23 protein-coding genes are annotated in these 16,513 nt (G+C 75.8%); all 23 read right to left on the reverse strand.

Annotation, left to right across the window (positions count from 1 at the left end):
• Positions 1-9: 9 nt before the first annotated feature.
• The 23 genes from IR158_RS15630 to IR158_RS15740 all read right to left on the reverse strand — a co-directional run bounded on the left by IR158_RS15630 (position 10) and on the right by IR158_RS15740 (position 16,503).
• Positions 10-282, reverse strand: a complete 273-nt coding sequence (locus IR158_RS15630) for a flagellar biosynthetic protein FliQ (protein ID WP_291814396.1) — start codon at positions 280-282, stop codon at positions 10-12.
• Complete coding sequence (gene fliP / locus IR158_RS15635; protein ID WP_291814398.1) at positions 282-1,160, reverse strand: flagellar type III secretion system pore protein FliP; 879 nt, start codon at positions 1,158-1,160, stop codon at positions 282-284. Before fliP ends, IR158_RS15630 begins: the two co-directional genes overlap by 1 nt.
• Positions 1,157-1,591 carry a flagellar biosynthetic protein FliO gene (locus IR158_RS15640; RefSeq protein WP_291814400.1) on the reverse strand — a complete coding sequence of 145 codons (435 nt, stop codon included), beginning with the start codon at positions 1,589-1,591 and terminating at the stop codon, positions 1,157-1,159. Before IR158_RS15640 ends, fliP begins: the two co-directional genes overlap by 4 nt.
• The gene (gene fliN / locus IR158_RS15645; protein ID WP_291814402.1) at positions 1,591-2,274 is read right to left on the reverse strand and encodes a flagellar motor switch protein FliN; all 684 of its coding nucleotides are present in this window, start codon (positions 2,272-2,274) and stop codon (positions 1,591-1,593) included. The genes IR158_RS15640 and fliN overlap by 1 nt, the downstream gene beginning before the upstream one ends.
• The gene (locus tag IR158_RS15650) at positions 2,271-3,203 is read right to left on the reverse strand and encodes a flagellar motor switch protein FliM (RefSeq protein ID WP_291814404.1); all 933 of its coding nucleotides are present in this window, start codon (positions 3,201-3,203) and stop codon (positions 2,271-2,273) included. The genes fliN and IR158_RS15650 overlap by 4 nt, the downstream gene beginning before the upstream one ends.
• Positions 3,204-3,305: 102 nt before the next feature.
• The gene (locus IR158_RS15655) at positions 3,306-3,794 is read right to left on the reverse strand and encodes a flagellar basal body-associated protein FliL (RefSeq protein WP_291814406.1); all 489 of its coding nucleotides are present in this window, start codon (positions 3,792-3,794) and stop codon (positions 3,306-3,308) included.
• A 54-nt stretch (positions 3,795-3,848) separates the two neighbouring features.
• Positions 3,849-4,739, reverse strand: a complete 891-nt coding sequence (locus IR158_RS15660; protein ID WP_291814408.1) for a flagellar motor protein MotB — start codon at positions 4,737-4,739, stop codon at positions 3,849-3,851.
• Positions 4,736-5,515: a MotA/TolQ/ExbB proton channel family protein gene (locus IR158_RS15665; RefSeq protein ID WP_291814411.1), complete on the reverse strand. Its 780-nt coding sequence runs from the start codon at positions 5,513-5,515 to the stop codon at positions 4,736-4,738. The genes IR158_RS15660 and IR158_RS15665 overlap by 4 nt, the downstream gene beginning before the upstream one ends.
• Entirely contained in the window at positions 5,515-5,793 is a 279-nt protein-coding gene (locus IR158_RS15670) for a flagellar FlbD family protein (protein ID WP_366928454.1), read from the reverse strand. Before IR158_RS15670 ends, IR158_RS15665 begins: the two co-directional genes overlap by 1 nt.
• A 131-nt stretch (positions 5,794-5,924) precedes the next feature.
• Positions 5,925-6,503, reverse strand: a complete 579-nt coding sequence (locus IR158_RS15675; protein WP_291814413.1) for a D-alanyl-D-alanine carboxypeptidase family protein — start codon at positions 6,501-6,503, stop codon at positions 5,925-5,927.
• 2 nt (positions 6,504-6,505) lie between these two features.
• Positions 6,506-7,684 (reverse strand): flagellar hook protein FlgE, encoded by a 1,179-nt coding sequence (locus IR158_RS15680; RefSeq protein ID WP_291814415.1) that lies wholly within the window; start codon positions 7,682-7,684, stop codon positions 6,506-6,508.
• Between the two features lie 27 nt (positions 7,685-7,711).
• Complete coding sequence (locus IR158_RS15685; protein WP_291814417.1) at positions 7,712-8,203, reverse strand: flagellar hook capping FlgD N-terminal domain-containing protein; 492 nt, start codon at positions 8,201-8,203, stop codon at positions 7,712-7,714.
• Positions 8,204-8,215: 12 nt separating this feature from the next.
• Positions 8,216-9,454 carry a flagellar hook-length control protein FliK gene (locus IR158_RS15690; RefSeq protein WP_291814419.1) on the reverse strand — a complete coding sequence of 413 codons (1,239 nt, stop codon included), beginning with the start codon at positions 9,452-9,454 and terminating at the stop codon, positions 8,216-8,218.
• Positions 9,451-9,891, reverse strand: coding sequence for a flagellar export protein FliJ (locus tag IR158_RS15695; RefSeq protein ID WP_291814421.1), 441 nt, complete (start codon positions 9,889-9,891; stop codon positions 9,451-9,453). Before IR158_RS15695 ends, IR158_RS15690 begins: the two co-directional genes overlap by 4 nt.
• Positions 9,888-11,225: a FliI/YscN family ATPase gene (locus IR158_RS15700; protein ID WP_291814565.1), complete on the reverse strand. Its 1,338-nt coding sequence runs from the start codon at positions 11,223-11,225 to the stop codon at positions 9,888-9,890. Before IR158_RS15700 ends, IR158_RS15695 begins: the two co-directional genes overlap by 4 nt.
• A gap of 8 nt (positions 11,226-11,233) precedes the next feature.
• The gene (locus tag IR158_RS15705) at positions 11,234-11,872 is read right to left on the reverse strand and encodes a FliH/SctL family protein (RefSeq protein WP_291814423.1); all 639 of its coding nucleotides are present in this window, start codon (positions 11,870-11,872) and stop codon (positions 11,234-11,236) included.
• The gene (gene fliG, locus IR158_RS15710) at positions 11,865-12,863 is read right to left on the reverse strand and encodes a flagellar motor switch protein FliG (RefSeq protein WP_291814425.1); all 999 of its coding nucleotides are present in this window, start codon (positions 12,861-12,863) and stop codon (positions 11,865-11,867) included. Before fliG ends, IR158_RS15705 begins: the two co-directional genes overlap by 8 nt.
• Positions 12,860-14,458, reverse strand: coding sequence for a flagellar basal-body MS-ring/collar protein FliF (fliF, locus tag IR158_RS15715; RefSeq protein WP_291814427.1), 1,599 nt, complete (start codon positions 14,456-14,458; stop codon positions 12,860-12,862). The genes fliG and fliF overlap by 4 nt, the downstream gene beginning before the upstream one ends.
• Entirely contained in the window at positions 14,458-14,730 is a 273-nt protein-coding gene (locus IR158_RS15720) for a flagellar hook-basal body complex protein FliE (RefSeq protein WP_291814567.1), read from the reverse strand. The genes fliF and IR158_RS15720 overlap by 1 nt, the downstream gene beginning before the upstream one ends.
• Positions 14,731-14,777: 47 nt before the next feature.
• Positions 14,778-15,179 (reverse strand): flagellar basal body rod C-terminal domain-containing protein, encoded by a 402-nt coding sequence (locus tag IR158_RS15725; RefSeq protein ID WP_291814430.1) that lies wholly within the window; start codon positions 15,177-15,179, stop codon positions 14,778-14,780.
• Positions 15,179-15,520, reverse strand: a complete 342-nt coding sequence (locus tag IR158_RS15730) for a flagellar biosynthesis protein FlgB (protein ID WP_291814569.1) — start codon at positions 15,518-15,520, stop codon at positions 15,179-15,181. The genes IR158_RS15725 and IR158_RS15730 overlap by 1 nt, the downstream gene beginning before the upstream one ends.
• Positions 15,521-15,719: 199 nt before the next feature.
• A complete protein-coding gene (locus IR158_RS15735) occupies positions 15,720-16,064 on the reverse strand; it encodes a hypothetical protein (protein ID WP_291814431.1) in 345 nt (114 codons plus the stop codon).
• A 1-nt stretch (position 16,065) separates the two neighbouring features.
• Positions 16,066-16,503, reverse strand: coding sequence for a flagellar export chaperone FliS (locus IR158_RS15740; RefSeq protein ID WP_291814432.1), 438 nt, complete (start codon positions 16,501-16,503; stop codon positions 16,066-16,068).
• Positions 16,504-16,513: the final 10 nt, after the last annotated feature.

A 16,513-nucleotide genomic window follows, 5' to 3' on the forward strand; every position in this document is an offset into this window, starting at 1 on the left:
CGGCCCGGCTCACCCGGCCAGCAGCGCGGGGATGCGGGCGTACAGCTCGTGCGTGAAGGTGACGAGCTCGGTGATCATCCAGTGCCCGCACACCAGCAGCGCGCTCGCGGCAGCGAGCGCCTTGGGCACGAACGACAGCGTGATCTCCTGGATCTGCGTGACCGACTGCACGAGGGAGACGGTGAACCCCACGACGAGCGCGCTGACGAGCACCGGGGCGGCGAGCTTGGCCGCCAGCACGAGCGAGTCGAGGGCGATGTCGAGGACGGCGTTGGTGTCCACTACCCGCCCCCGGTGTACGAGCCGACGAGCGCGGTGACGACCAGACCCCAGCCGTCGACGAGCACGAACAGCAGCAGCTTGAACGGCAGGGAGACCATGGTCGGCGGGAGCATCATCATGCCCATCGCCATGAGCGCGGCGGAGACGACGAGGTCGATGACGAGGAACGGCACGAAGATGACGAAGCCCATGATGAACGCGGCCCGCAGCTCCGAGAGCAGGAACGCCGGTGCGAGCACGCTGAAGGACACGTCGGCGTGGGTCTGCGGGTCGGGCTGGTCGGCGGCCCGGGTGAGCAGCGCGAGGTCCTCCTGGCGGGTGTGGGAGAGCATGAACTCCCGCAGCGGCACCTGGCCGGCCTCGACGGCGTCCGTGAAGGTGAGCGACCCGTCGAGGTAGGGCTGCACGCCGAGGTCGTTCACCGCCCCGATGACCGGGGCCATGACGAACAGCGAGAGGAACAGCGCGATCCCGGCGAGCACCTGGTTGGGCGGCACCCCCTGCAGCCCGAGCGCGTTCCGGGTGAGGGAGAGCACGACGAGGATCTTCGTGAAGCTCGTCGTCAGCAGCAGGAGCGAGGGCGCGACCGACAGCAGCGTGATGCCGAGCAGCACGACGACCGAGCTGCTCGGGGTGCCGTTGATCCCGTTGATGCTCACGCTCACCTCGGCGCCGTCACCGGCGGGCGGGGTGGGTGGGGTCGGGCCGACGGTGGCGTGCGCGGGGGCGGCGAGGACGACCTGCAGCAGCACGACGAAGAGCAGCGCCAGGGCGAGAGCGAGCGCGACCCGGCGGGTGCCGGAGCCGACGGTGCCGGTGCGGGCGGCGCCGGTGAGGGCGGGCCGGGGCGCGGCGCCGAGCAGGCCGGCGTGGGTCATCGCCGCACCGTGCGGTCCTGCAGCACCCGCAGGGTCGCCCGCCACGTCGCCGGGGAGAGCACGGAGCCGGCGAGCGGCCCGGACGTGACACCGACCGGGCCGGGCGCGGCAGCGGCCGGTCCCGCCGGGTCGGCGGCGGACGCGTGCGCCGCCGCGGGCAGGGGCGCGGCCGCCTCGGCGACCGGGCGCAGCTCGGTGAGCATCGTCACCTGCTGCTCGCCGAACCCGACGAGCAGCCGCCGGCTGCCGACCGCGACGACGGCGACCCCGGCGGTCCGCGAGAGCTGCTGCCTGTCGACGACCCGCACGCTCGGCTCACGGTCGTCACGTGCGGGACGCGCGGCGCCGAAACGCCGCGCGAGGTACCACACGAGCCCGACGACGCATGCGAGCGAGAGCAGCACGCGGCCGACGAGCAGCAGCTCGTCCATCAGCCTGCGTCCGCCGGGCTGACGATCTCGGTGACGCGGATGGCGAAGTCCTCGTCGACGACGACGACCTCACCGCGGGCGACGACCCGGCCGTTGACGACGACGTCGGCGGGGCCGCCGGCGGCCCGGTCGAGCTCGAGCACGGTGCCGGGCGTGAGGTCGAGGACCTGGCGCAGCGGCAGACGGGTGCGCCCGAGCTCGGCGGTGAGGGTGAGCTCGACGTCGTACAGGGCGCGCAGCGCGGCGCCGCGCTGCTCCGCCACCGCCACCGCCGGGCGCGGGGCGGGTGCCGCGGCCGGGCGCACGGCGAGCCACGCCTGCGTGGCCCCGCCGCCGTCGAGGGCGAGCACCTGGGCGCCGGCGCCGGTGACGGCCGCGGCGGTCGTGAGGCGGGCGGGCTCGAGGACGCCTCCGCCGACGGCCTCGACGGCGGCCTGCAGCGCCGGGCGCAGCGCGTCCGTCGGCTCGAGGACGCCGCCGCCGGCCTCGGCGAGCGCCGCGGCGACGAGGGGGCCGACCACGAGCGCGACCTCGGTGACCCGTTCGCCGACGACCCGGGCCGCGACGGCCGTGGCCCCCGGGTCCGGCGCGGCGGCGCCGGGTGCGGCGTACAGCGGGACGGCTGCGGGGACGAGCCGTGCGGCAGCGGCGGCTGCCGCGGCGACGTCGACTGTGGTGCTCATGGGTGGTTCTCCTCGACGCTCAGGACCTGGCAGGCGATGCGGGACCCGTGCGTGCCGGCGGCGGCGTGCGCGAGCACGACGTCGTCGACGACGACCTCGAGCGGGCGGCTCGCCGGGTGGGACAGCGGCAGCACGTCGCCGACCTGGAGGTCGACGACGTCACGGGGGTGGCTGATGCGCGGGGTGAACCGCACGGCGACCTCGACGGGCACCTCGAGCACCGCGCGCTCGAGGGCGGCGTGCGCCTGCGCGAGGCTCTCGCGGGAGTCCGGCCCGGCGCCGTCCGGCGCCCGGTCGGTGCGCAGCGCGGCGAGCACGGGCTCGGCGGGGAGCATGAGCGTGGCGACGTCGCTGCGGTCCTCACCGATGCGGATCGTGAAACGGGCGACGACCACGGCGTCGGTCGCCGCGACGGCCTGCACGAACTGCGGGTTGTACTGGATCGAGCGCACCGACAGCTCGAGCGCCATGATCGGGGCGAACGTGTACGACAGGTCCGCGAGCGCGTGGCCGAGCAGGTCGCGCACGACGGACGTCTCGATCTCGGTGAGCTCGCGGCCCTCGCGGTCGTCGCCCAGGCCCGTGCCCCCGAAGAGGTAGTCGACCCACACGAGCGTCGTCGGCACCGGCACCTGGAGCAGCGCGGTGCCACGCCCCCGCTCCCCCGCGCACACGAACAGCCCGGTCGGGGTCGGCAGGCTCGCGACGTGGTCGTCGTAGGTCTGCAGCGTGACGTCCTCGAAGGACACCTGGACGAGGGCGCGCAGCCGGGTCGTCAGCTGGGTGCCCCACAGCCGCGCGAACCGCTGCAGCGCCATCGACAGGTGCCGGGCGTGCTCGCGCGACAGCGTGAGCGGCCGTCGGAAGTCGTACGGCTCCGGTGCGGCGTTGCGCCGGCGGGCGGGCGCGGCGGGCGGGGACGGCGTCACGCACCCCCCATCGGCCGGGAGCGTGCGGACGTGAGAAGAACTCCTGCGCCCGCCGGACCGCACGACGCCGGCGGCGCCCCGCGTGGCGCCGCCCGGGTCACGTCACTGCGTGACGTAGTTCGTCAGGTAGACGTCCATCACCTCGCCGTCGTACGTCTCCTGCAGCACCGTGACGAGCTCGGCCGTGAGCGCGTCACGCGCCACCGGGTCCTGGACCTCGGCGATCGTCCGGCCGGAGAAGAGCGCGATGGCGGCGTCGAGCGCGGGAGCCGGGTCGGGCGCGCCGTGCGCGTCGGCCGTCAGCTGCAGCCCGAGCCCGAGGCGCAGGTAGTGGCCGTCGGCGAGGTTGACCGAGATCGCCTCGACGTGGGCGACCTCACCGGGCTCGGCGGTGGGCTCCGGGACGGAGGCCCCCGCGCCGCGCCCGTAGAGGAACCACCCTGCGGCGACCGCGGCCGCCAGCAGGACGACGGCGACCGCGACGAGGAGCGCCGCCCGGCGGCGACGGCGCGGGCGCGCGGGCTCCGGCTCGGTGGGTGCCGGCGGCGGCGGCGCGGTGGCGGCGCGGGCGCCGATCTTCTGGCGGGACACGACTCGCTGCTCGACGGGCACCTCACACCTCCGGGTGCGGTCGGTGGGTGACGGTCACGAGGTGACCACCACGGGGATGAGCTCGCGCACGCGCTCGGGCGCGTCGCTGAGGACGACGAGGTCGACGCGGCGGTTCATCGCCAGGGACTCCTCGTCCATCCCCGGCGCGACCGGGCGCGCGTCGCCGTAGCCGACGGCCGAGATCCGGCCCGGGGGCAGCCCGTCGGACTCGACGAGGTGGCGCAGCACCCGCGTCGCACGGTCCGCCGAGAGCTCCCAGTTCGTCGCGTAGCGGCCGCCCACGGGCAGCACGTTCGCGTGCCCCTCGACGGCGAGCTGCTCGCTGAGGCCGACGAGCGTGGGGGCGGCCACGTCGAGCACCCGCTGCGCGGTGTCGGTGAGGGCCGCGCTCGCCGGGCCGAAGAAGACGTCGTCGGCGACGAGGCCGAGCACGAGCCCCCGGTCGTCGATGCGGAACTGCACGACGCCCTCGAGTCCCTGGGAGCGCAGCCCGCCGAGGATCGCCTCGCGCACCTGCTGGAGGTGCGTGACCTCCTCGCGGGCCGCGGCGACCAGCGCCGGGTCGACCGTCTCGGACGCTCGCGGCACGGCGCCCTGCGTGCCGAGGCCGTCGTCGGCGTCGACGAGCCCCGCGGTGCCCTCGAAGCGGCCGTCGTCAGGGCCCTTCGGGCCGCCGTCGAGGATGCCGGCGGTGCCGTCGAGCACGGACGCGGTGACGACGACCTGCCCGTCGCCGAAGCCCGCCGCGAGCGACTCGCGCAGCGCGATGTACTTCTCCTGGTCGACCTGGCTGATGGCGAACAGGACGATGAACAGCGCCATGAGCACGGTGATCATGTCCGAGTAGCTGACGAGCCAGCGCTCGTGGTTGACGTACTCGTCGGGCTCGACGTGCCGGCGCCGGCGCCGGCCGCGCGCGCTCACGCCGCTTCCTTGCCGCTGTCGGGCTGCTTGCCGTCGCTGGGCACGAGGCTGCGCAGCCGCTCGCTCACGAGGCGCGGGTTGGCTCCGGCCTGGACGGCGAGCAGGCCCTCGAGCGTCACCTCCATCTGCTGGCACTCGAGGTCGGAGATGCGCCGGATGCGCGCGCCGAGCGGCAGCCACACGACGTTCGCGGACGCGATGCCCCACAGGGTCGCGACGAAGGCCGAGGCGATGGAGTGGCCGAGCGTCGCGGGCTCCGAGAGGTTCTCGAGCACGTGGACGAGCGAGATGACGGTGCCGATGATGCCGATGGTCGGCGCGTAGCCACCCATGTCGATGAAGTAGCGCGCGCTCACGCGGTCGGCCGTGCGCTTCGTGGCGATGCGGTCCTCGAGGATCATCCGCAGGTCCTCGGGGTCCGTGCCGTCGATCGCGGCCTGCAGGCCCTCGCGCAGGAACGGGTCCTCGATCTTGCGGGCCTCGTCCTCGAGCGAGAGCAGCCCCTCGCGGCGGGCGCGCTCGGCGAGCCGCACGACGGTGTCGACGTGCGCGCCCGGCCTCGGGGCACGGGCCCGCAGCGCCCGCGGCACCGCGGCGTACGCGGCGGCGGCGTCCCGCAGGGTGTTGCCCGCGAGACCGACACCGATGGTGCCGAGCCACACGAGGATGAGCGGCGCCGGCAGCACGATCGACATCGGGTCGGCGCCCTCGAGCGTCATCGCGACGAAGATCGCCCCGAAGGCGATGACGACGCCGATGATCCCTGCCGGGTCCATCAGCGGTTCCTCGGGCGCAGCGGCACCGGAGGCGGTGTCGGCCCCTCGTCGGGCGTGTCGTCCGGGACGAGCTGGACGGGGCCCCGGCGCTCGATCTCCCGGGCGCGGGCCAGCAGGCCGGCCCGCTGCTCGTGGACGAGCGCGATGACCTCGTCGATGGACTCGCGGACGATGAGCTTGGTCCCGTCGACGAGGGTGAGGATCGTGTCGGGTGCACTGTCGACCCGCTGGATGAGGTCGGGGTTGACCCCGAACCTCCCACCGCTCAGGCGCGTCACGACGATCACTGCATCATCCCGTCCCTGGTCACTGCTGTCGTGCGGCGCTCGGCCGCGTACACCCCGTCCGTGGGGTGCAGGTATCTCATCGGCAGCTCGCGGCCGGCGCTGAGAGGTCGCGGCGAGAGTGCTCAGGTCTGGAACGCCCAGTGCCACGGTTCGCGCGGGGTGTCCTCGGCGAACCCGTAGCGGGCGGCGTTGGCACGCATCCACGCCTGCGCCTGGTCGTCGAGGCGCAGGTCCGTCGCGAGGGCCCAGCCGTGGTCCGACGTGCCGGGCGCGGCCGCGAGCCCGCCCTGCGAGTACAGGCCCTTGCGCCGCACGAGGTCGGCCTGCGTCTCGTACGTGCGGTACGAGTCGGTGATGCCGATGGTGACGCCCTGGGCGCGCGCGTCGGCGACGAGCCGCGTGAGCGCCTCGGCGGCCGGCTGCCACAGCCGGTGCCCGGTGTCACCGACGGGCGACAGCGCGTCGGCGGGGATCCGGCCGTTCTCGTAGCGGGCGAGCCCCTGGGGCAGCGGGTCGCCGTTGACGCGGCGCACCGACGACGGCGAGGTGTCGACGGCGACCGCCGCCACCGCGCCGGCGAGCGCGTCGGCGAACGACGTCGACGTCCCGGCCGTGGCAGGGCGTGCCACCACGGCCGGGGTCGGCGCGACGAGCTGCTGGAGCTGCGCGACGCGTGCCACGATCGCTGAGATCTGCTCCATGCTCAGCGCTTGAGGTTGACCAGCTCGTTGAGCACCTCGTCGGACGTCGTGATGATGCGCGAGTTCGCCTGGAACCCGCGCTGGGCGACGATGAGGCTCGTGAACTCGCTCGACAGGTCGACGTTCGACATCTCGAGCGCGCTGCCGGCGAGCGTCCCGCGACCACCGGTGCCCGCGGTACCGAGCTGCGCGCCGCCGGAGTTCACGCTCGTGCGGTAGAGCGAGCCGCCGGCCTTCTCCAGCCCCGCGGGGTTGGTGAAGGAGCCGAGGGCGATGCGGCCGATGGTCTGCTTGAGCCCGTTGCTGAACGCGCCGGTGATGGTGCCGTCCGCGCCGAGCGAGAAGGACAGCAGGGTGCCGGCGGCCTGGCCGTCCTGTCCGCCGGACTGCACGGTGTCGAGGCCGGCGTACCCGGTGAGGGTGCCGAGCTCGAGGGTGATGCCGCCGACCGTCGGCTGGACGGGGCCGGTGATCTTCCCGTCGGCGCCGAAGACGACGGGCTCCGGTCCGAAGGTCCCGGTGCCGTCCGTGGCCGTCACGGTCCAGCCGGCCGCGTCCTTGGTGAACGTCGTCGTCAGGGTGCGCTCGTTGCCGATCTCGTCGTAGAGCTTCTCGGTGAGGGTGCGCGTCGTACCGACCGCGGCCGCGGCGTCGAGGTTGCCCTTGATGTCGGACGTCGTGGAGGGCACCGCGGCCATCGTCGTGCCGGCCGGGACCTGCAGGTCGGTGAGCGGCCCGGTGGTGTCGACGACGCCGTTCACGGCGGCCCACCCCTGCACGAGCGCGCCGTCACCGGGGAGCACCATCTGGCCGGTGGCGTCGAAGTCGAAGGACCCGGCGCGGGTGTAGAACGTCTCGGCGCCCTTGCGGACGACGAAGAAACCGTCGCCCTGGATCATCATGTCGGTGCTGCGGCCGGTGGACTGCACCGCACCCTGCGTGAAGTTCGTCGTCACGCCCGCGACGCGCACGCCGAGGCCGACCTGCGCGGGGTTGGTGCCACCGACGCCGTCCTGCGCGCCGCCGGCGCCCAGGAGCATCTGGCTGAGGGTGTCCTGGAACTGCACCTGCGAGGACTTGAAGCCCGTGGTGTTGACGTTGGCGATGTTGTTGCCGGTGACGTCGAGCATGGTCTGGTGGCTACGCAGACCGCTGATGCCGGAGAAGAGCGAGCGGAGCATGGTGGGGTTCCCTTCGGGTGGTCCGCGTCAGGCGGCGGTGTCGGGCGCGGTGTCGGGCGCGGTGTCGGGCGCGGTGTCGGGCGCGGGGTCGGGCGCGGTGGTGCGTGGTGCGGTGACGGCGGCGATCGCGTCGAGCGGCACGTCGGTCTCGCCGACGCGGACGGTCGGCACCGCGCCGGTGTAGGTCACCGAGCTGACGACGCCGTGGTGGGCGACGCCGTCGGCGTCCGCCCAGCGCACCTCGTGCCCCACGAGGGCCGCTGCGGAGGAGCGCATCTGCAGCGCGAACGCCTCGCGCTGGGTGTCGGAGAGCTCGACGAGCCGCTCCATCGTCGTCAGCTGCGTGGTCTGCGCCATGAGCTGCGAGGTGTCCATCGGGCTCGTCGGGTCCTGGTAGCGCAGCTGCGCGACGAGGAGCTGGAGGAACGCCTGCTTGTCGAGGGTGTCGCCCGCCGCGGCGGCGACGGGCTCGGGGGTGCGTGCCGTCCCGGAGACGGCGTACGACGTGTCGATGCTCATGGGGCCTCCGCGTCAGACGACGAGGTCGAGCGCGCCGCGGCGCGCGGTGGTCGTGGGGTCGGGGACGGCGGGTGCCGCGGGAGCGGCCGCCGGCCCGTCGGACGGGTGCCCGGGACCGTCGTGGTGGGTGCCGGGCCCGCCGTCGCGGGCGGTCCCGCCGGTGTCCTGCCCGCTGCGGGCGTCGCCGCGCTGCAGCCCGATCTCGGCCTGCAGGCCGGACGCCTGGAGGTCCCGGCGCAGGTCGGCCAGGCCGGCCCGCAGCAGGTCCCGGGTGACCTCGCTCGCCCCGACGAGCTCGAGGCGCACGACGTCGCCGGTGATGTGCGCGACGACCCGGACCGGCCCGAGGTGCTCGGGGTCGAGCGGCACCGACAGCACGTGACGGCCGGTGCCGAGCGAGCCGACGGTGCGCAGCCGCGCCCCGAGCTGCTCGGCGACGGGCACGGACGGTGCGGCGGCAGGGCGCTGGGGTGCGAGGGCCGGTGCGGGGGCCGGTGCTGCGGCCGCCGGGGAGGCCGGGCCCCCGGGAGCCGTGACGACCGGGGCGGGGGTGCCCTCGGCGCCGGTGCGGGACCCGATCTCGGCCGACGGCACCGCGGGCGGCGCGGTCGCGACCGGGTCCGCCGGCAGCGCGGCGCCCGGGCCGGTCGGCCGGCCGGCCGTGGTCGCCGGGCGCGCGGGACCGTCCGCGGGTGCGGTGCCCTCGGGTGCGGTGCCCTGGTCTGCGGTGCCCTGGTCTGCGGTGCCCTGGGGTGCGGGCGGGGTCGCCGGCTGCGTGACGCCGCCCTGCGTGCCGGCCGGGGGCACCGGCGGGGCCGCCGCGACCGGCACGCCGTCCGGCGTGGACGACGGCGCCGCGGCGGGCGCGACGGGCGAGCCACCCGGCGCACCACCCTCGGTGGCGGTCACGGACGGCACCGTGGCGGCGGGGCCCGTGGCCGGTGCCGGTGCGGGGGCCGTCGGCAGCAGGCCGACCGGCACGGCCACGGCCGACGCGTCCTGCGCCGTCGCGGCGTCCTCCTCCGTCGGCAGCTGCCCGTCGGGGCCCGCCCCGTCGACGGCAGCCCGCCCGGCGGGGGTCGTCCGGTCGGCACCCGGCCGGGCCGCCTCGGTCCGGTCGGCACCCGGCCGGCCGGTGCCGAGCTCGGCGGCGAGCGCCTGCTCGAACGCGCCGGCCGGGCCCGTGGCCGCGGGTGCGCCCCTGGGGACCGGCCGGGCGACGGCCGGCAGGGTCGTGACGGCGGCGGTCATGCGCCCTCCTCGCCCAGTGCGGTGGTCGGCGGACGGCGAGCGGCCACCTCGTCGATCGCGGCCTGCTCGGCGCGCTCGTCCTCGGCGCGCTGCTCCTCGTCGTGCTTGTCGCGCAGCCGCTCGACGGCACGGGTGCGGACCCGTGCCCGCGTCCACTCGTCCTGTCGGCGCCCGGTCTCCTCCTCGGCGTCCCGCACCTCGGCGACGTCCTCGGTGAGCAGGGAGGACAGCGCGACCCGGGCAGCGACCGCCGCCTTCCAGGCGGACAGCTCGGCCTCCCCCGGCGGTCGGGACGAGCCGAGCATCTCCGCGGTGCAGGCGGCGCGGCGGCGGGCGGCGTCCTCCTCGCGGCGGGCCGCCGCCAGCTCGGCCGCGGCGGTGTCCTCCGCGAGCGCGCGCACCCGCAGCAGGCCCGCGAGCGGGAACGGTCGGCTCATCGCTGCTCCCCCATCTGCTGCACGAGCGCGTGCAGCCGGTCCCACGAGTCGGCGGCGGCCGCTCGCTCGTCCATGCCCTGGCGCAGGAAGGCGTCGATCGCGCCGGCGTGCGTCACCGCCGTGTCGACGAGCGGGTTCGACCCGGAGACGTACGCGCCGACGTCCAGCAGGTCCTGCGCCTGCCGGCGGGCCGCCATGACGGCCCGCAGGCGTGCGGCGTCCGCCCGCTGCTGCGGGGTGCACACGTGCGACGCGACGCGCGACACCGACGCGAGCGCGTCGACGGACGGGAAGTGCCCGGCGACCGCGAGGCGGCGGTCGAGGACGACGTGCCCGTCGAGGATCGACCGGGCCGCGTCCGCGACCGGCTCGTTGTGGTCGTCGCCGTCGACGAGCACCGTGTACAGGCCCGTCACGGACCCCGTCGGCCCGGTGCCGGCGCGCTCGAGGAGCTGCGCGAGCAGCGCGAACGTGCTCGGCGGGTACCCGCGCGTCGCGGGCGGCTCCCCGACGGACAGCCCGATCTCCCGCTGCGCCATCGCGACGCGGGTGAGGGAGTCCATCATGAGCACGGCGTGCCGGCCCTCGTCGCGCAGGTGCTCGGCGATGCGCGTGGCGACGAACGCCGACCGCAGCCGCACGAGCGGCGGCTGGTCGGACGTCGCGACGACGACGACGGAGCGTGCGAGCCCCTCCGGGCCGAGGTCGTCCTCGAGGAACTCGCGCACCTCACGGCCGCGCTCGCCGACGAGCGCGATGACCGACACCTCGGCGTCGGTGCCGCGTGCCACCATCGACAGGAGGCTCGACTTGCCGACGCCCGAGCCGGCGAACAGCCCGAGGCGCTGGCCACGTCCCGCGCTGACGAGCGTGTCGAGGACCCGCACTCCGAGCGGCAGCGGCGCGTCCACGCGGGCGCGGTCGAGCGGGTGCGGCGCGGCGCGGTCGAGCGGCACGCGCGCCTGCGCGTCCAGCGGGCCGCGGCCGTCGATCGGCCGGCCCAGCCCGTCGAGCACCCGCCCGAGCAGGCCGGGGCCGACGGGCACCCGCAGGCCGGTGCCGTGCGCGCGGACCGGCAGACCGGCGCGCATCCCGTGCGCCGGCCCGAGCGGCATGCAGCGAGCCGTGCCGCCGCTCGTCGCGACGACCTCGGCGGGCACGGCGTCCGCACCCTCGCCGACGGTGACGAGCTCGCCCACCGCCGCCCCGGTGCCGACGGTCTCGAGCGAGAGCCCGACGGCGGCACGCACCCGCCCGACGCGCTCGGGCCGCGCGGCGCGCCGGACGGCCTCCCAGCGCGGGTCGGCGGACGTCGCGAGGGCGGGTGTCGCCAGGGCGGTGCTCACGCCTCCCCCCAGGCGGCGCGGACCCGGTCGAGCGCGCTGCGCAGGCGCGCGTCGACGCTGCCGTCGGCGTGCTCGGCGACGGCGTCCCCGGGCTCCAGGGCGGGGTCGGCGACGAGCGCGAGCCCGTCGGGGCGCTCCGGCAGCGCGTCGAGGTCCTGCGGGTGCAGGCGCACGACGAGATCGGCGGGCAGGTCGGGCACGGCGAGCACGCGGTCGAGCGCCGCCCGGGCGCGTGCGGACGCGTCGGAGAGCTCGGCACCGAGCAGCACCTGCGCGAGCTCGAGGGCGGCGTGCCGCACCGTGTCGAGCAGGTGCTCGACGACCGGCTCCTCCCGGGCGCGGACCGCGCGGGCGGCGGTCTCGAGCGCCGCGAGCGCCGCGGCGTGCTCCTGCGCGCGGCGCTGCTCGGCCCGCTCCTGCTCGGCCCGCACCCGCTCGGCCTCGACCGCGGCGTCCACGGCGGCCTGCCGGGCGGCGTGCCGGGCGGCCGCGGCGTAGCCCGCGGCCCAGCCGGCGCCGTGCGCGGCGGCATCCGGGCGGGCCTGCCCGCCGAGGCGCGCGAAGTCCGCCGGGCGCAGCACGCCCGGGCCGGGCGTCCAGGTGGTCACCCCCGGGGCGAGGTCGACGTCAGGCAACGAGCTCGTCCTCGCCCTCGCGCCGCACGACGATCTGCCCGCTCTCCTCCAGGCCACGGATGACCTGGACGATCGCGGCACGCGCCTCCTCGACCTGGGACAGCCGCACCGGGCCGAGCATCTCGATCTCCTCGAGGAGGTTCTCGCGCGCCCGCTCGGACATGTTGCGCAGGACCTTCTCGCGTACCTCGGGCCCGGCGCCCTTGAGCGCCTGCGACAACGTGCCGGTCTCGACCTGGCGCAGCACCAGCTGCACGGCACGGTCCTCGAGCAGCACGACGTCGGCGAAGACGAACATGAGGCTGCGGACCTGCTCGGCGAGCGCCTCGTCGCGCTCGGTGAGCCCCTCGAGGATCGCCCGCTCCGTCGTCGGGTCGGCGCGGTTGATGATCTCGACGAGCGGCTGCACACCGCCGACGGCCGCGAGCTCACGCGGCGCGAGCACCGCCGAGGCCTTGCGGTGCAGGCTCTCGGCGACGACCGCGACGACGTCCGGGGACGCGCGCTCCATGAGGGCGATCCGGTGTGCGACGTCGGCGCGCAGGTCGTTCGGCAGACCCGCGAGGATCGCGGACGCGTGCTCGGGGCGCAGGTGCGCGAGCACCAGGGCGATGGTCTGCGGGTGCTCGCCGTCGAGGAGCGAGACGACCTGCCGGGCATCGGCCTGCTGGAGGAAGTCGAAGGAGTGCCCGGCCATCGACGCCTGCAGCCGCTCGAGCATCCCCGCGGCCTGGTCCTTGCCGAGGGACGCCTCGAGCACCTGCTGGGCGAACCCGACGCCGCCGCCAAGCCCCGGGCCGAGCTGCGCCACGGCGCAGAACTCGTCGACGACCTCGTCCGCGAGCCGCTGGTCGACCCGCTCGAGGCGCATGATCTCGCCGGTGAGCTCCTCGACCTCGGCGACGTCGAGGTGCTCCATGACGCGCGCCGCCCGTTCCCGCCCCAGCTGCACGAGGAGCAGCGCGGCCTTCTGCCGTCCGGACAGGTTCATGGCCGGGCACCTGCCATCCAGCCGCGGAGCAGCTCGGCGACCTGCTCGGGCTGCTCGTCGGCGAGGGCGGCGACCTCGGCCCGGCGCACCTCGGCCGGGTCCGGCGCGGCCGGTGGCGGCGGGAGCACGGGCAGGTCGTCCTCGTCGGCCAACGCGCCGTCGAGCAGCGTGAGCGGCATCGCGGCGGCACGGGCGGCCTCGAGCTCCCCGAGGTCGAGCGCCTCGCGCCGGGCACGCCGTGAGCGCCGGCCGACCGCGACGAGCACGGCGATCACGACGGCCGCGATCGCGGCGGCCACCGCGAGGTCGCGCACGAGGTCGCGCTGCGCGACCGCGGCGGCCTGCTCGTCGGCCACCGCGAGCGCCTCGGCGGCGGCCTCGGCCGTCGTCGTATCGAACGGCATGCGCTGCACCGAGAGGGTGTCGCCCCGCTCGGCGTCGATGCCGGCGGCCGCGGCCACCGCGTCGCGCAGGGCGCCCATGTCGATGGCGGCGGCGGCGGTCTGGTCGACGAGCACGGACACCGACTGGCGCTGCAGGGCGCCGGGGCCGGAGCGCGTCACCTCGGTGCTCTTGTTCACCGCGTTGGTGACGTCCTCGCTGGTGGCACTGTAGGAGCCGCCGCCGTCGTCGTTCGGCACGGCGATGTTGTCCGGGCCGAGCACCCCGGTGCCGCCGGCGCCCGCCGCGGCGCCGCCGGTGTACTCCTCGGTCGTCGTCGAGGAGCCGAGCGGGGGGGTGTCCGGCGTGGCGGAGAACTCCTCGGTCGTCCGCTCGGTCTCGGTGTGGTCGACCTCCGCGGTGACGGCGACGGTCGCCCCGCCGACGCCGACGAGCCGGTCGAGCATCGTCTGCACGGCGCCGCCCACCCGGTTCTCGTGCTCGGCCGCGAGCGAGTCCTCGGACCCGCCGGAACCCTCCTCGCCGACCGCCGAGAGCACCGTGCCCGAGGCGTCGACGACGGCGACGTCGAGCGGCGCCATGCCGTCGACCCCGGCCGAGACGAGGTGCGTGATCGCCCGCACCTGGTCGGTGGAGAGCTGCACGCCGGTGCGCGTACGCACGAAGACGGAGGCGGTCGGGGCGCCGCGCTCGGCGACGAAGACCGTCTCCTCGGGGATCGCGAGCCGCACGGTCGCGGCCTCGACGCCCTCGATCGCGGAGACCGTGCGGGACAGCTCGCCCTCGAGGGCACGGCGGTAGGTCGTCTCCTGCTGGAACTCCGAGGCCGTCATCGGCATCTCGTCGAGCAGCGAGTACCCGGCACCGTCGGCGTCCGCGGGCAGGCCCGCCGCGGCGAGCCGCACGCGCTGCTCGTACACCGCTGCGGTCGGCACGAGCACCGTGGCGCCGCCGTCGGCCAGCTCGTAGCCGACGCCGGCGGAGGTGAGCTCGTCGACGACGGCGCTCGCGTCCGCACCGGACAGGCCGGAGAACAGCGGGACCATCGACGGCCGCGACATCCAGCTCGACAGCGCGACCACGCCGAGCACGAGCGCGCCGATCCCGATGAGGGCGAACGTGCGCTGCGCGATCGTGAACGCGCGCAGTACCGACGTCAGCCGGCCGAGGGCGTCCTGCACCTGTGCGGGCATCAGGCCTGCATCCTCATGATCTCGGTGAACGCGTCGACGGCCTTGTTGCGCACGGCCGCGGTGAGCTCGAGCGCGAGCGAGGAGCGCGCCGCGGCGATCGTGTAGTCGTGGACGTCGTCGAGGTCACCGGTGACCGCCTGCACGGCGAGCCCCTGCGACGTCGACTGCAGCTGCTGGAGCTGGTCGATGTTCCCGAGGACGGCGGTGAACGCCGAGCCGTCGGTCGCACCCGCGGCGCCGAGGCCGGCGCCCGCGCCGGTGGTCGGCAGCATCCCGCCGGGGCCGGTCACGCCGGAGACGGCCGGCACCGCGAACGTGCTCACTGGTTGCGTCCGATCTGCAGCGCCGCCTGGTACGACTCGGTCACCCGCGACACCGTCGCGGCGTTCGCCTGGTAGCCGCGCTGGGCCATGATGAGTTGCGTCATCTGGGAGGCCATGTCGACGTCGGGGTAGCGCACGTACCCGTCCTCGTCGGCGAGCGGGTGCCCGGGCTCGTGGACGAGCCGGCCCTCGGCGCTGCCGAGCGCGATGCCCGCGACCTGCACGCCCCCGTCGCCGCCCGTCATCGGCTCGACGAGGACGAAGCGCGACCGGAACGCCTCCTCGCTCGTCGGCGTGACGGTGCTCGCGTTCGCGATGTTGTCGCTGATCGCGTCCAGCCACTTGCGCGTGACGGTCATGCCCGTGCCGGCCACACCGATGGCCCCGAAGATCGTCATCAGCTCGTCCTCATCGCGGTCCGCACCGAGCTGAACGTGCCCGACATCGCCTGGCTCGCCAGCTGGAAGCGCAGGTTCGTGTCGATCTGGAGCAGCGTCTCGGCGTCGAGGTTGACGTTGTTGCCGTCCTCGCGGGTCGGCTCGAGGGACTCCGCGACGGTCGCCGGGACGGCGCCGCTGCCGCGGGACACGGCCTGGGACAGCGCCTCCTCGAACTGGACCCGCTTGGCCTGGTAGCCGGGGGTCTGCAGGTTGGAGACGTTGTCCGCGCTGGTCCGCTGGCGCAGCGCGAGACCGTCCAGCGCGCTGTCGAGCGCGACGGAGGTCACCGAGTCGAACAAGCCCATGACGAGCCACCTCACCGATGACGAGGAGTGGGGTCGGCCGATCCGTGGCCAGTTGCGCGAGCATCCGTTCTCGCACGGCCCCCATCGGCCGACCCCGGTGGGGTGTGAGACCTCGGCCCGACGACGTCACCCGTCCGGCGGTACGCCGCGCGCCGGTACGTCCGGGTCGTCCCGAGACGCCCGGGTGGCGGGTTCACGCCTGGGTGTCGACGAACACCGGGCGCGCCACCGGACGCGTGCGCATCGCGTCGGCGGCGACGAGCTGGCGCCGCGCGGCGGCCATCGCCTCCGCGGTGCGCCGCGCGAGGTCGAGCTGGCGCTCGAGGAGCGCCTGTGCGCGCTCCTGCAGCGGCGCCGGCAGCGGTCCCAGCCCGGCAGGCGGCTGCCACCGGCGGGCGGCGACGTCCGCGACGTCGGGCAGGTGGGCCTCGGCGAGCAGCCGCTCAGCCGTGGCGACGTCGAGCTCGAGCTCGTCCAGAGCGCGCTCCCACCGGTCGTGCCAGCCGCCGGGCCCGACCGGCGGAACCGCGGCGGCCACGTCAGCCGACCCCGAGCAGGCCCGTGCCGGAGGCCGGTGCCGGCGTGCCCGCGACCGGCGCGGCCGCGTCGCGGGCCGACTGCTCGGCCGCCTCGCGCCACGTGCGCGCGATCGGCTCGACGACGCGGGCGCACGCCCGCACCCGCTCGACGTCACCGGCGGCCGAGGCCGCGAGCAGCTCGCCGTGCAGCCACGTGTAGATCGACAGCAGCCCCGGCCCGCCCTCCCAGCCGTCGACGTCGAGGCTGGCGATGAGCTCGGCGACGATCTCCTGCGCGTGCGCGAGCTGCTGGGTGGCCCGCGGACGCTGCCCCGCGTCGAGCGCGTGGGCGGCGCGCTCGACGTCGAGCAGCAGCCGGTCGCACAGCATCGTCAGCAGCCGTGCCGGGCTCGCGGTCTGCACCGAGGTCGCGACGTAGCTGCTGCGGGCGTCGTACATGGGGGCCTCC

It is taken from the genome of Cellulomonas sp., assembly GCF_015234515.1.
In the GTDB taxonomy this organism is placed as follows: domain Bacteria; phylum Actinomycetota; class Actinomycetes; order Actinomycetales; family Cellulomonadaceae; genus Cellulomonas.